Annotated in this window: 11 protein-coding genes; 5 read left to right on the forward strand and 6 right to left on the reverse strand. The window is 69.6% G+C overall.

The genetic code is table 11. The annotated features are described in order from the left end of the window. The first annotated feature begins 6 nt into the window (after nt 1-6). Nucleotides 7-594, forward strand: a complete 588-nt coding sequence (locus GPZ80_RS18625) for a TetR/AcrR family transcriptional regulator (RefSeq protein WP_187221734.1) — start codon at nt 7-9, stop codon at nt 592-594. Here GPZ80_RS18625 and GPZ80_RS18630 read toward each other — a convergent pair. Then, on the reverse strand, nt 588-1544 hold the full coding sequence (locus GPZ80_RS18630) for a hypothetical protein (RefSeq protein ID WP_187221736.1): 957 nt from the start codon (nt 1542-1544) through the stop codon (nt 588-590). The genes GPZ80_RS18625 and GPZ80_RS18630 overlap by 7 nt on opposite strands. A 108-nt stretch (nt 1545-1652) precedes the next feature. Here GPZ80_RS18630 and GPZ80_RS18635 point away from each other — a divergent pair, with 108 nt between their 5' ends. Further along, nucleotides 1653-2399, forward strand: a complete 747-nt coding sequence (locus GPZ80_RS18635; RefSeq protein ID WP_187221737.1) for a MerR family transcriptional regulator — start codon at nt 1653-1655, stop codon at nt 2397-2399. Between the two features lie 18 nt (nt 2400-2417). Here GPZ80_RS18635 and GPZ80_RS18640 read toward each other — a convergent pair whose 3' ends face one another. Next, a complete protein-coding gene (locus GPZ80_RS18640) occupies nt 2418-3227 on the reverse strand; it encodes a ribokinase (RefSeq protein WP_312880427.1) in 810 nt (269 codons plus the stop codon). A 238-nt stretch (nt 3228-3465) separates the two neighbouring features. Then, a complete protein-coding gene (locus GPZ80_RS18645; protein WP_187221954.1) occupies nt 3466-5595 on the reverse strand; it encodes an MMPL family transporter in 2130 nt (709 codons plus the stop codon). A gap of 68 nt (nt 5596-5663) precedes the next feature. Here GPZ80_RS18645 and GPZ80_RS18650 point away from each other — a divergent pair, with 68 nt between their 5' ends. Beyond that, nucleotides 5664-6383, forward strand: coding sequence for a TetR/AcrR family transcriptional regulator (locus GPZ80_RS18650; RefSeq protein WP_187221739.1), 720 nt, complete (start codon nt 5664-5666; stop codon nt 6381-6383). Between the two features lie 26 nt (nt 6384-6409). On the opposite strand, the gene leuS is transcribed toward GPZ80_RS18650, so the two are convergent. Further along, nucleotides 6410-9193 (reverse strand): leucine--tRNA ligase, encoded by a 2784-nt coding sequence (gene leuS, locus GPZ80_RS18655; RefSeq protein WP_187221741.1) that lies wholly within the window; start codon nt 9191-9193, stop codon nt 6410-6412. Between the two features lie 235 nt (nt 9194-9428). Between leuS and GPZ80_RS18660 the strand changes: the two genes are divergently transcribed. Then, complete coding sequence (locus tag GPZ80_RS18660; protein WP_187221743.1) at nt 9429-9836, forward strand: SdpI family protein; 408 nt, start codon at nt 9429-9431, stop codon at nt 9834-9836. Between the two features lie 311 nt (nt 9837-10147). Here GPZ80_RS18660 and GPZ80_RS18665 read toward each other — a convergent pair whose 3' ends face one another. Further along, the gene (locus GPZ80_RS18665) at nt 10148-10720 is read right to left on the reverse strand and encodes a YqgE/AlgH family protein (RefSeq protein ID WP_187221745.1); all 573 of its coding nucleotides are present in this window, start codon (nt 10718-10720) and stop codon (nt 10148-10150) included. A 276-nt stretch (nt 10721-10996) separates the two neighbouring features. Between GPZ80_RS18665 and GPZ80_RS18670 the strand changes: the two genes are divergently transcribed. After that, entirely contained in the window at nt 10997-12292 is a 1296-nt protein-coding gene (locus GPZ80_RS18670) for an MFS transporter (RefSeq protein ID WP_376771694.1), read from the forward strand. Here GPZ80_RS18670 and GPZ80_RS18675 read toward each other — a convergent pair. Then, nucleotides 12209-13669 carry a CCA tRNA nucleotidyltransferase gene (locus GPZ80_RS18675; RefSeq protein WP_222719528.1) on the reverse strand — a complete coding sequence of 487 codons (1461 nt, stop codon included), beginning with the start codon at nt 13667-13669 and terminating at the stop codon, nt 12209-12211. The genes GPZ80_RS18670 and GPZ80_RS18675 overlap by 84 nt on opposite strands. Nucleotides 13670-13742: the final 73 nt, after the last annotated feature.

The following is a 13742-nucleotide window of genomic DNA, read 5'->3' on the forward strand; positions in this document are numbered from 1 at the left end:
TTACTCATGCAGGTAACGATCACGGAAGCCGCACGTCGCAAGCAGATCATCGACGCGGCGGTCGAGGTCATCGCCGACCTCGGCTACGCGAAAACGTCCTTCGCACGAATCGTGGAGCGGGCTGAGCTGAGCAGCACGCGGCTGATCTCGTACCACTTCGCCGACAAGAACGACCTGATGATGGCCGTCCTGATCAGCTCGGTCGGCACTCTGGACGAGCTCCTCAATGCCCGCCTTGAGGGGCTCACCGGCCGCGCGGAGATGCTGCGGGCCTACATCGAGGTCCGAGTCGAACTGCTGCGCACGCACCCGAAGCAGTTGCGGGCGATCACCGAGGTCGCCGACAACCACCGCGCCGCCGACGGCTCGCCGATGTTCGCCCCGCTGCTGACCGACTTCCGCGTCGGCCGGATGGAACGCCAGCTGCGCCAAGGACAGCGGGAAGGCGTGTTCGCCGAGTTCGACCCGGCGGTCATGGCGAACACCATCTCGTCGGCGATCGAGGGGGTGGCCCGGTCCGGCCTTCCCCTCGACGGGTACGGCCGGGAACTGGCCGACCTGTTCGACCGCGCGACCCGCGCCGCCGCTCAGTAGCGCGGCGGGAACTGCTGCTGCTGCGGGTAAGCCTGCGGCGGGTACTGCTGCTGCCCCATCGGATATCCCTGCTGGGGCTGGGCGTACCCGCCGGAGGGCTGCCCGGCATACGGCGGCTGGGGCGCGAACTGCTGCTGGGCGACCTGGGGCTGCGGCGCGAACTGCTGCTGCGGGAATTGGGGCTGCTGCGGGAATTGCGGCATCGCCTGCTGCTGCGCCGACAGCAGCGGCGGCATCGGCGGCGCCTGCGTTCCGTACTTCTCCCACACGTGCTGCGGGACGACGCTGACGAGGTACTTCAACGCCTCCAGCTTCTGCATGATCTCCTGCGGGGTGTTGCGGGTGAGCTTGTTGTCCTCGTAGTAGACGAGGTCGGCGCCGATGATCGTCCAGCCCTCGAGCTTCGCGTCGATGATCAGGTCGACCGCCTGCGGCGTCAGCAGCTCGGTCACCAACTGCGGGTTCTGCCCCTGCACGAGGTACTGCCGGTTGAAGTCGCGGTGGGGGATGGGGATCTGCCCCTGGTCGGTGTTGTTGAAGAACCCGCGCTTGGCCACCTCGACATAGGGCAGCGAAACGGGTAGCCGCACCGCCCAGATGGTCACGACGGTGTTGTCCTCGGAGAAGATGATCGCGTTGTGGCTTCTGGTCAGCGTCCGGCGCTGGTAGTCGAACGCGGTGAACTCCAGCCCGTTGAGCGAGCCGCGGATGACGCCGAACGCCACCCGGCGGTCGCCGCGCTGGTTGAACGGCGAGATGTTGCCCCACTGGTTGAGCAGTTCCGGCGCGTACGGCGCGAACTGCCAGCCCTGGCTCATCGCCAGTTGACCGCGCTCACCGTTCTTGAACTTCTGCCGCTGCACCAGAAACTGCCGCGGCAGCAGCAGCGTGAAGATGTTCAGCCCGCCGAAGAGGGCGACCACCATGACGAAAATCCAGAAGACGATCACGATACGAACCTTCGTGTAGACCCCAGACGGCCACTCGGCCGGATGATCTGGACGCTATCGCAATCGGGACTTGCACCTGACGCGACGTGAGGTCTTAGCGTCGTTCCCATGAGCGAGAAGCGCTGGGGAGTCGGGGAGTTGGCCGCGGCGACCGGACTGACGGTTCGCACGCTGCACCACTACGACGAGATCGGACTGGTGTCGCCGAGCGAGCGCACGCACGCCGGGCACCGCCGCTACACCGAGGCGGATATCCGCAGGCTCTACCGGGTGCGGGCGCTGCGATCGATTGGGCTGAGCCTGTACACGATCGCGGCGACCCTGGCCGAGGGCGACCGGGAGGCGCTGCGGTCGGTGCTCGTCGACCAACTCGCGCACCTCGACGCCCAGGCCCGGCGGATGAACGACCTGCGGGCCCAGGTCCAGCACTTGCTCGAGCGGATGAACACCGTCGCCGATCCCGGCGAGGTGCTGACGATTCTGGAGACGATGCAGATGATCGAGAGCTACTACACCCCTGAGCAGCTCGAGTACCTGGCCAAGCGCCGGGAAGAGCTGGGGGAGGACGCCATCAAGGAGGTCGAGCAGGCCTGGCCGCAGCTCATCTCGGCGATGAAGGAGCACCAGGCCGCGGGCACACCCGTGGACGACCCGGACGTGCAGGCGTTGACGGCGCGCTGGTTCGAGCTGGTCGAGGCCTTCACCGGCGGCGACAGCGGGGTCCACGAGTCGCTGGGGAAGGTTTGGGAGGAGCAGGGGGACAAGCTCAACCAGCAGTTCGACACGGGTCTGTCGCCAGAGCTGATGGCCTACGTCGGCCGCGCCAATGAAGTCCGGACCCAGGCGGGTGGCTGAGCCGTCCGGGGGGTCGGCTCAGTCAGTCGTTCCCTGGGCACCGGGCTGGATGACCGAGCGCGCGGCGTAGGCGATGGCGTGTTCGGTCGCGGCGACCAGGTCGGCGCCGCGGGCGAGGTGGGCGGCGAGTGCGCCGGTGAAGGCGTCGCCCGCGCCGGTCGTGTCCACGGCGTCGACCTTGGGCGCGGGGATCCGACGTGTGCCCCGGGGGGTGATCACGTCGGCTCCCCGCGCGCCGAGGGTCACCACGACGGAGCGGGAGCAGTCGAGGCCGGGCAGTGCGCTGGCCTCGTGCTCGTTGACGATCAGCGGGTCGAGCACGGCGAGGGTGTCCGCGGACAGCTCCGCCACCGGCGACAGGTTGACCACGGCTCGCACCCCGGATCGGACCGCGAGCGCGACGGCGTGCTCCACCACGGTGATCGGCACTTCCAGCGAAGCCACGAGAACCCGGGCATCGAGCAGGTCGACCTCGGCCTCGGTGACGGCGGAATTGGCGCCCGGCGACACGATGATCGAGTTCTCACCGTCGGGAGTGACCGTGATGAACGCGAGTCCAGTGGGTGTTGTCACCTTTCCGACCCGTGTGGTGTCCACGCCCGCCGAACTCAGTGATTCCAGCAGGAACTCGCCATAGGGGTCGTCGCCGACAGCCCCAATCAGCGACACCTCCGCGCCGTTGCGCGCGGCCGCGACGGCCGTGTTCGCACCCTTGCCACCAGGCAGAACCCGGGTGTCGGACCCCAGGACCGTCTCGCCCGCCGACGGTCGGCGGGATACCGACACCACGAGGTCCGCGTTGGCCGAACCCACCACGACGACGTCCACCGGATCAAGGGTAGTCGGTACCGACCATGCGCATGTGTGAACGATTCCGTAGTGGAATCGATCTCCGGTGCCACAATGTGTCAGCTGATTTGCGTACTCCTCGGGCGATCCGGCGGGTGCGTGGCGGTGAATCCCGGGGCTCGCCCCGGGTGCCGGTCAGGGCCAGGGGGCCAAGGCCGGCTCAGCGTCACCGGTGCCGGTCGTGTGGCCCCCCGAGCGATCGTCACCGGTGACGCGTCTACCAGACCCGATCCATCTGCAGCGTCGGCGCGTCCAGCTCCACCTCGGACAGCCCGGCCTTCTCCTGCAGCCTGCGCAGCGGCGCGGGCGCCCACCAGGCGGCGTCGCCCAGCAGCCGCATGACCGCGGGCACCAGGAGCATCCGCACGACGGTCGCGTCGAGCACCAGGGCAATGATCATGCCGACGCCGAGGAACCGCATGCTGGCCAGCGCGGACAGGCCGAACGCGCCGGTCACGACCACGAGCAGCAGGGCGGCGGCGGTGATCATGCGCCCGGTGCGCAGCAGACCCGCGTGCACGGCGGCGTGGGTCGAGAGCCCGGTGTGCCTGGCTTCCACCATGCGCGACAGCAAGAACGTCTCGTAGTCGGTCGACAAACCGAACACCATCGCGACGATCAGCACCATCAGCCCGGCCTGCACCGGCTGCGGGGTCACCCCGAACAGTTCGGCGCCGTGGCCGTCCTGGAAGACGAACACCAGGATCCCGAACGTCGCCGACAGGCTCAGCGCGCTCATCAGCACCGCCTTGACCGGCAGCAGCACCGAGCCGAACGCGAGGAACATCAGGACCAGGGTGGCCGCGACGAGAATGGCGATCATCCAGGGGATCCGGTCGGAGATCGCCTCGATGGTGTCGGCGACCTCGGCGGGATAGCCGCCGACCAGGACCTCGGCGTCGGTGGGCACCTCGCGCAGCGCGTCGATGACCGAGGCGGTCGCGCCGGAGTTGGCTTCGCCCGCCAGCGGCACGGTGAGCAGGGCGATGCCGTCCTTGGCCGCGGTCGGCACGGCGTCGAGCACGCCGGGCACGCGCTTCAAGTCGTCCACGAGCAGCGCGACGGACCCCGGATTGGCGGCGCGCACGACAAGGGTGGCCTGGTTGGTGCTCGCCGCCGGGAAGTTCGCCGCGATGGTCTCCACGGTGATCCGGCTCGGGTCGTCCGGCGGGAGTTGCTTCTCGTCCGCGCCGCCGAAGGTCAGGCCGCCCAGCGGCAGGGCGAGCGCGACCAGGACAGCGGTGATCGGCAGGGCGAAGAGCACCGGGCGGCGCATGACCGCGTCGGCGACCCGGGCGAGGAACTCACGCTCGATCCGCCGGTGCCTGCCGCCGAGCGGGGTGCGCAGCCGGTGCCCGGCGACGGCGAGCAGCGCGGGCAGCAGGGTCAGCGAGATGACCGCCGCGATCGCCACCGCCGACATGCCGCCGTAGGCCATCGACCGCAGGTAGTCCATCGGGAACACGACCAGCCCCGAGAGCGCGATGACCAGCAGGGTCGCCGAGAACGCGACAGTGCGGCCCGCGGTGGCCACGGTCCGGCTCACCGCGTCGGCGATTGTGGCGCCCGCGCCCAGCTCTTCGCGGAACCGGCCGACCATGAACAGGCCGTAGTCGATCGCCATGCCCAGGCCCAGCAGGATCGCCACGTTGAGCGCGAACGAGTTGACCTCCAGCCCGTAGCTCAGCGCCCGCAACACGCCCAGCGATCCGAAGATCGACAGGCAGCCGACCAGCACCGGCATGGACGCGGCGAGGACGCTGCCGAAGATCACCACGAGCAGGATCAACGTGACCGGCAGTGACACCGCCTCGGCGACGGTCAGGTCGTCCGCGGACCGCTCGTTCATCGCCTGCTCGGTCGGCACCGTGCCGCCGACCTGGGTGCGCACCCCCGGGACCGCGAGCAGGTCGCGGACGGACTGGTAGGCGGTGCGCCGGTCTTCCTTGTCGGCGCCCGCGAGGGTGATTGTCGCCATCGCCATGGTCTTGTCGGCACCCGCGAGCGCGGGCAGACCGGTGCTCCAGTAGTCGGCGACCTGGACGACCTTGTCCCCGGGCAGGCCCCGCAGAGCGGCGGTGACCTGCGCGGCGAGGGCGGGGTCGTCGACGGTCTTGCCGTCCGGTGCCGTGTAGACCACCACGACGTCCGGCGGGCGCTGCCCGAAGGTCCCGGTGACGATCTCCTTGACCCGCATGGACTCGCTGGCCGGGTCCTCATAGCCGCCCTGGGTCAGCTTGTCGAAGACACCAAGGCCCCACGCGCCCGCGCCGATCGTCACCAGCAGGGTGACGACGAGGACCGCCCACCGTCTGCGGTGCGTGAACGAACCCCACGATGCGAGCAAATCCTGTCCCCTCAACGGAGCAGGACGCTACAGTCCGTAAACGCTGTTCACAACATCGCGGAGACCACATGACGCAGGGGACTCGTCGGGACCGGGCCCGCGCCGACACGGACCGCGACATCCGCAGGCAGGCCCGCGCGCTGCTGATCAGCGACGGTCCTCAGGCGGTGACTCTGCGGGCGATCGCCCGGGAGCTGGGGATCACCGCGCCCGCCCTCTACCGGTACTACGCCTCCCGCGAAGACCTGATCGAACACCTCCGCGCCGACGTCTGCGCGGACCTCGGCGGCGACTTGGACCAAGACCTGGCGGACGTCGCCGAGTCGGACCACCTCGCCCAGGTGCTCGCGGTGTGCCGCGGCTTCCGGCGGTGGGCCCTGGCACACCCGCAGGAGTTCACCCTCGTGTTCGCAACGCCGCCGCACGACCCCAGGAAGGACCCGGCGCGGGACTCGTTCGGCCGGATCTTCCTCGGCGTGGCGGGCCGGATCCTCGCAGCCGGGGGACTGGTCACCCCACCGGAACAGGACATCCCGGCGACACTGGTCAAGGACCTGACGGTGTTCCGGTCGGACCTGCTGGACACCATGGCCGCCGCAGGCGTGTCCATTGCGGACAGTCGGCTCGGGCTCGCCACGGCGTACGTGATGCTGCGGTTCTGGGTGCGGCTCTACGGGCAGGTCGCGCTGGAAGTGTTCGGGCAGTTCCCGTTCCCGGTCACCGACGCCGAACCCATCTTCGAGTCGATGCTCGCCGACCTGGTTCGCGAGGTGGGGCTGTCCGACTGATTCGCCGGCCAGCCCCGAGATCCTCACTACAGAACGATGTTGACCAGACGCCCCGGCACGACGATGACCTTGCGCGGGGTTCCGCCCGCGACCAGGGCCGCGACCTTCTCCTCGGCCAGCGCCGCCGCCTTCACCTCGTCCTGGCTCGCGCCCGCGGCCACCGTGATCCGGCCGCGCACCTTGCCGTTGACCTGGATCGGGTATTCGACGGTGTCCTCGACCAGGTAGCGCTCGTCGGCGGTCGGGAACGGCCCGTGCGCCAGCGACTCGGTGGCGCCCAGCTTCGACCACAGCTCCTCGGCCACGTGCGGGCACAGCGGCGCCAGCATCTGGACCATCGCCTCGGCCACCACACGCGGGCAGCCTTCGGTGAAGTTCTTGGTGAGGTGGTTGTTCAGCTCGATCAGCTTCGCGCCCGCGGTGTTGTAGCGCAGGTTCGAGTAGTCCTCGTGCACACCCGCGATCGCCTTGTGCAGCGCGCGCAGGGTGGCCTCGTCGGGCTCGGCGTCGGTGACCCGGACCTCGCCCGTCTCCTCGTCGACGATGTTGCGCCACAGCCGCTGCAGGAACCGCTGCGCGCCGACGACGTCCTTGGTCGCCCACGGGCGGGAGACGTCCATCGGGCCCATCGACATCTCGTACATGCGGAAGGTGTCCGCGCCGTAGGTCTCGCACATCTCGTCCGGCGTGACCACGTTGCGCAGGCTCTTGCCCATCTTCCCGTACTCCTGCTTGACCTCCTGGTCACCGAAGAAGTACTTGCCGTCGCGCTCGACGACCTTGGAAGCGTCGACGTACACACCGCGCTCGTCGACATAGGCGTAGGCCTGGATCATGCCCTGGTTGAACAGGCGCCGGTACGGCTCCTCGGCGCTGACGTGGCCCAGGTCGAACAGGACCTTCTGCCAGAAGCGCGAGTACAGCAGGTGCAGCACCGCGTGCTCGACGCCGCCGATGTACAGATCGACACCGCCCGGGTCCCCGTCGCTCCGCGGGCCCAGCCAGTACTGCTCGTTCTCCGGCTCGCAGAACCGCTCGGTGTCGGTCGGGTCGACGTAGCGCAGCTGGTACCAGCACGAACCCGCCCAGTTGGGCATGGTGTTGGCGTCGCGGCGGTACTTCTTCTTCCCCTCGCCCAGGTCCAGCTCGACCTCGACCCACTCGGCGGCCCGCGACAGCGGCGGCGACGGCTCGGTGTCGGCGTCCATCGGGTCGAACGTCCTCGGCGAGTAGTCCTCGACCTCGGGCAGCTCGACCGGCAGCATCGACTCGGGCAGGGCGATCGGCTGGCTGTCCTCGTCGTAGACGATCGGGAACGGCTCGCCCCAGTAGCGCTGCCGCGAGAACAGCCAGTCGCGCAGCTTGTACTGGATGGTGCCGCGGCCGTGGCCGTGCTCCTCCAGCCAGGCGATGATCGTCGACTTGGCCTCGTCGATCTCCAGCCCGTCCAGGAAACCGCTGTTGATCGCGGGACCCTCACCGGTGAACGCCTCGCCGTCGAAGCCCTCGGTCGGCTGGACGGTGCGGATGATCGGCAGGTCGAACTTGGTGGCGAAGTCCCAGTCGCGCTGGTCCTGGCCGGGGACGGCCATGATCGCGCCGGTGCCGTAGCCCATCAGCACGTAGTCGGCGACGTAAACCGGGATTTCCTTGCCGTCGACCGGGTTCACCGCGTGCGCGCCGGTGAAGACGCCGGTCTTCTGCTTGTTCTCCTGGCGGTCCAGGTCGGACTTGTTCGCCGCGACCCGGCGGTATTCGGCGACCGCGTCGACGTGCTCGGCGGTGGTGATCACGTCGACCAGCGGGTGCTCCGGCGCCAGGACCATGTAGGTCGCGCCGAACAGCGTGTCCGGGCGGGTGGTGAACACCTCGATCACGTGCTCGCCGACCGGGAAGCTCACCCGGGCGCCGTGGGACCGGCCGATCCAGTTGCGCTGCATCGCCTTGACCTTGTCCGGCCAGTCCAGCCGGTCCAGGTCGTCGATCAGGCGGTCGGCGTAGGCGGTGATCCGCATCATCCACTGGCGCAGGTTCTTGCGGAACACGGGGAAGTTGCCGCGCTCACTGCGACCGTCGGCGGTGACCTCTTCGTTGGCCACGACCGTGCCCAGGCCCGGGACCCAGTTGACCGGGGCGTCGGACAGATAGACCAGGCGGTACTCGTTCAGCACGGCGTACTGCTCGGCGCGGGTCAGCTCGCACCAGCCGCGCCCGTCCGGGGTGTTCCGCTTGCCCAGGGCGAACTCGGCTTCCAGCTCGGCGATCGGCCGCGCCCTGCCCGCGTCGGCGTCGTACCAGGAGTTGAAGATCTGCAGGAAGATCCACTGCGTCCAGCGGTAGTAGTTCGGGTCGATCGTGGAGATCCGGCGCCGCTCGTCGTGGCCCAGGCCCAGGCGGCGGATCTGCCGCAGGTAGGTCTGGATGTTGTCCTCGGTGGTCTTGCGCGGGTGCTGCCCGGTCTGCACGGCGTACTGCTCGGCGGGCAGGCCGAAGGCGTCGAAGCCCATGGTGTGCAGGACGTTTCGGCCGTTCATCCGGTGGTACCGGGCGAAGACGTCGGTGCCGATGAAGCCCAGCGGGTGGCCCACGTGCAGGCCCGCGCCCGAGGGGTACGGGAACATGTCCTGGACGAACAGCTTGTCGGCGGGGACCTCGCCCTTGAGCGGTCCGACCGGGTTCGGCGCGTGGTAGGTCCCGCGTTCCTCCCAGTGGTCCTGCCAGCGCTTCTCGATCCGACCGGCCAGCTCGGCCGTGTACCGGTGGCTCGGCACGGCATCGGCGGCGCTGGGTGTCTGGGGATCGGGGCTCATCAGTTTCCTTCCGGGGGTGCGTGCTCCTGAGGAAAAACGAAAACCCCCCAGCCCGCTTGGGCATGAGGGGTCGCCGCGCGTGACCGGTCGGTCAGCGCGGCCAACTAAGGAGCAGGCGGGCCGTACTCATGCCCAGAGAATAGCGCACGGGCTCGAACGGCTTTCGGAGATGACCGGGAACACACAGGTCAGGTGCCCGGCGAGGGCGCCGCGGGCAATCTCCTACCATCGAGTGGTGAACCTCGTGCCGCTCGTGCCGCTCATCGCCGGTCTGCCGCTGCTCGCCGTCGGCTTCCTCGGCCTGACCGAGCGGCTGCCGCGCAACCGCTTCGGCGGTGTCCGCACCCCGGCCTCGCTGCGCGACGACGAGACCTTCCGCCTCGCCAACAAGGTCGCGGGCCTGCCCACCATCGTCGCCGGGCTCATCGGCGTGGTCGGCGGCACGGTCGGCCTGCTCATGCCAAGCCCGGCGGGCGCGCTCACCGTGGCGATCATCGCCACTGTCGGCCTGCTGGCGATCACCGTCGCCGCGGGCGTCCTGGGCCATCGCGCCGCCGCCGCCATGCCGGAACCCGCTCCCGAGGTCCCCGCGGGCTGCGCGGGCTGCCAGTGCGGTGGCTGCGGAGTCCTCGGCAAGGCGTAGCCATCCGCCCGGTCGCGGTGGCGTGTCACATTCCGACTTCGTCGACTACCGCGGTCCGCTCCACGGAGGCATCGCCTGTGCCGAGGTGCGCATAGGTCTTCTCGTCGAACACCACCATCGGCGAGATAGCGGTGGATGTGCGGGCCGTGCCGGTCGAAGATCTCGGCTAACCCGTCGGGTTCGCGCCATGATCGCCGGATGATCTCGGCATCCGTGCTCATAGGTGCCTTTCGGCTTGGGTGAACGTGTCACCCGTTATCAGCGAAAGCGGCGAACCGAGTTCACGCTAGTGGCCCGTCCAGGACGAGCCACTAGTTCGCCTTGACGTCACCCGGGTGCGTGGCCAGCAACGCCAGCGGCATGCCTTGGCGGCGGAGGACGCGACCCCAGAGGTCTTCCTCAGCCGGGGCGAACACGTCGTTGGGCAGGGCGGGGACGACGATCCAGTCGCCGCGGTCGATCTCGCCCGCCAACTGGCCGACGTCCCAACCCGCGTAGCCCGCGAACACGCGCATCCCGCGGAACTTGGGGACAAGCATGTCCGGGTCGGCGTCGAGGTCGACCAGCGCCACCGGCCCGCGCACGCCGATCAGGCCCGTCACCCCGTCGACCAGTTCGCCGGTGTGCATCGCGGCCAGACACAGCGCGGTCTTCTGCTCGACCGGGCCGCCGACGAACACCGAGTTGGGCTCCGACACGTGCCTGCCCCAGGTGGGCAGCACGTCGTCGACCGGGACGTCGCTGGGCCGATTGAGGACGACTCCGAGCGTGCCTTCACTCCGGTGGTCGATGATGTAGACCACCGTGCGACGGAAGTTGTCGTCGAGCAGGCTGGGCGCGGCTACCAGCAGCGTCCCTGGCTCGACGGAGGCGTCGGACGACACCACGCCATGATCCCATCCGGGCGGCGAGTGTGAACGGCCCGACCCTCCTTCGCGGTCGACGGGAACGAAAGCGGGGGGTCCGTCGTTGATGATGAGGTCGGCACTGTGTGTCCCCCGGGCTCAACTAGAACCGCCTTCGTGGAATACCGCTCGGCTGGAGCCACGTCGTGCAACTCGCCGTGAGGCGACCCGGTGCCGGTGTCGGGTGGGCGGTCCCTTTCGGGGCCGCCCATTCCGGCGTTCGGGGGCTTCCGCGGAGACGTAGGCTGAGCCGTCGTGAGTACGCGAGCCGAGACCAGCCACCCCACCGATCACGAGGCACACCACCTCCGGATCGGCGTGCGGAGGCTGCTGGCCATCTCCGGCTTCCGTCGCCTGCTCTACAGCCGCTTCGCCGCCCAGTGGGGCGACGGCATGCTCCAGGCGGGCCTCGCGGGCGCGGTCCTGTTCAACCCCGAACGCGAAGCCGACCCCCTCGCCATCGCCGCCGGATTCACCGCGCTGCTGCTGCCGTACTCGCTCATCGGACCGTTCGCGGGAGCCCTGCTCGACCGCTGGGACCGGCGCAACGTGCTGGTCGTGGCCAACGCGCTTCGGGGGCTGCTGATCCTGCTGGCCGCGGCGACGGTGGCGATGGGCGCCGACGAGCCGGTGCTCTTCACGCTGGCGCTGATCGTGGTCGGGATCAGCCGGTTCGTCGGGTCGGGGCTCTCGGCGTCGCTGCCGCACGTGGTGCCGGTGCGCAACCTGATCGAGGCGAACGCGCTGGCCACGACCCTCGGCGCGGTCGTCGCCGTGACCGGCGCGGGCTGCGCGGTCGGACTACGGGCGCTGGTCGGCTCCGACGACCTCGGCTCCGGGATCACCACGGCCGCCGCGACGCTCGGCTCGGTCGCCGCCGCGCTGTTCGCCGCCCGGTTCACGAAGGGCGCGCTGGGGCCTGACGAGGTCGACGAGCCGCCGCAGACGCTCGTCGCCATCGCACGGGGGCTGTTCGACGGCGCCCGGGCCGCGGTGCGCACACCGACCGTGCTCGCCGGGTTCGTGGCGCTGCTCGCGCACCGGGCCGCGTTCGGGATCCTGCTGCTGCTCACCGTGCTGCTGGTCCGGTTCAAGCTCGAGACCGGCATGACCGGACTCGGCGAGGTCGCGGGGATGGTCGGGCTCGGCATCCTGCTCGCCGGGCTCACGACCGCCCGGATCGTCGCCAAGTTCTACCGGCGCCGCACGGTGGTCGCGGCGCTGGTCGTCGGCGGCGTGTCGGTCGTCGCGCTCGGCCTGCCGATGCTGATGATCACGACCCTGGCCGCCGCCCTGGTCGTGTCCTACGCGGGCCAGATCGTGAAGCTCTGCGTCGACGCCGCCGTGCAGCGCGACATCGGCGACGAGGTCCGCGGTCGGGTGTTCGCCCTCTACGACACGCTTTTCAACGTCGCCCAGGTCGTCTCGGTGTCGCTCGCGGCCCTGGTCGTCGCGCCGGACGGAACCTCACCGGGCCTGTTCGCCGCCGCCGGCATCTGCTACCTGATCGGCATCGCCGGCTTCGTCAGCGTCTCCCGAAGGCATCCCTAGGCCCTGCTCGGCCGCCCACTCGCGCAGAGCGGCGACGGCGTCGTCGTACTCCAGCGGGCCGCGGTCGAGGCGCAGCTCCTTGAGGAACGTCCACGCCTTGCCGACCATCGGGCCCGGCGGCAGCCCGAGCACCCGCATGATCTCGTTGCCGTCGAGGTCCGGCCGCACCTTGGCCAGATCCTCCTCGGCGGCGATTCGCGCGATGCGCTCCTCAAGGCCGTCGTACGTGCGCTGGAGCATGTTCGCCTTGCGCCGGTTGCGGGTGGTGCAGTCGGCACGCACGAGCTTGTGGAGGCGGGGGAGCATCTCGCCCGCGTCGGTGACGTAGCGGCGGACGGCCGAGTCGGTCCACTCACCGTTGCCGTAGCCGTGGAACCGCAGGTGCAGGAACACCAGCTTCGCGACCGACTCGGTGATGTCCTTGGAGTACCGCAGCGCCTTCAAACGCTTGCGCACCATCTTGGCGCCGACGACCTCGTGGTGATGGAAGCTGACACCGCCGCCGGGGATGAGCCGCCGGGTGTCGGGCTTGCCGATGTCGTGCAGCAGCGCGGCCAGCCGCAGCACCAGGTCCGGTTCTGCGTCCTTGTCCTCGAGGTCGATCGCCTGGTCGAGCACGACCAGCGAGTGCTCGTAGACGTCCTTGTGCTGATGGTGCTCGTCGATCTCAAGCCGCATCGCGGGCAGTTCCGGCAGGACGTGGTCGGCCAGGCCGCTGTCCACGAGCAGCGCGATGCCTTCGCGCGGGTGCGTGCCGCAGAGCAGCTTGGACAGCTCGGTCTGAATCCGCTCGGGGGTGATCCGTGCGATCTCGCCGCTCATCGACGACAGCGCCTCGACCACCCGCGGCGCGGGGGTGAAGCCGAGCTGGCTGACGAACCGGGCGGCGCGCATCATCCGCAGCGGGTCGTCGGCGAAGGACTCCTGCGGGGTCGCGGGGGTGTCCAGCCTGCGCTCGGCCAGCGCGGCCATGCCGTCGTGCGGGTCGATGAAGCGCTTTGTCGACAAGTCGATGGCCATCGCGTTGACCGTGAAGTCGCGGCGGACCAGGTCGGCCTCGATCGAGTCGCCGAACTGGACCTCGGGATTGCGGCTCACCCGGTCGTAGGCGTCGGCCCGGAAGGTGGTGATCTCGCAGGTGGTGCCCTGCCTGGTCGCGCCGACGGTGCCGAAGGCGATGCCCGTGTCCCAGATCGCGTCCGCCCAGCCGCTCACGATCTTCATGATCTGCTCGGGCCGGGCGTCGGTGGTGAAGTCGAGGTCGTTGCCCATCCGGCCCAACATCGCGTCGCGGACGGGGCCGCCGACGAGATAGAGGCGGTGGCCCGCCTGGGTGAACCGGGTGGCGAGATCATCCGCGATCGGCGAAACCCGCATGAGTTCCACAACCGCGTTCTGGGCGGCCTGCGCTGAGGAGACAGGCCGCGACACTGGGGCAGACACAATGAAC

Source organism: Actinokineospora xionganensis, from assembly GCF_014323725.1.
GTDB lineage: Bacteria > Actinomycetota > Actinomycetes > Mycobacteriales > Pseudonocardiaceae > Actinokineospora > Actinokineospora xionganensis.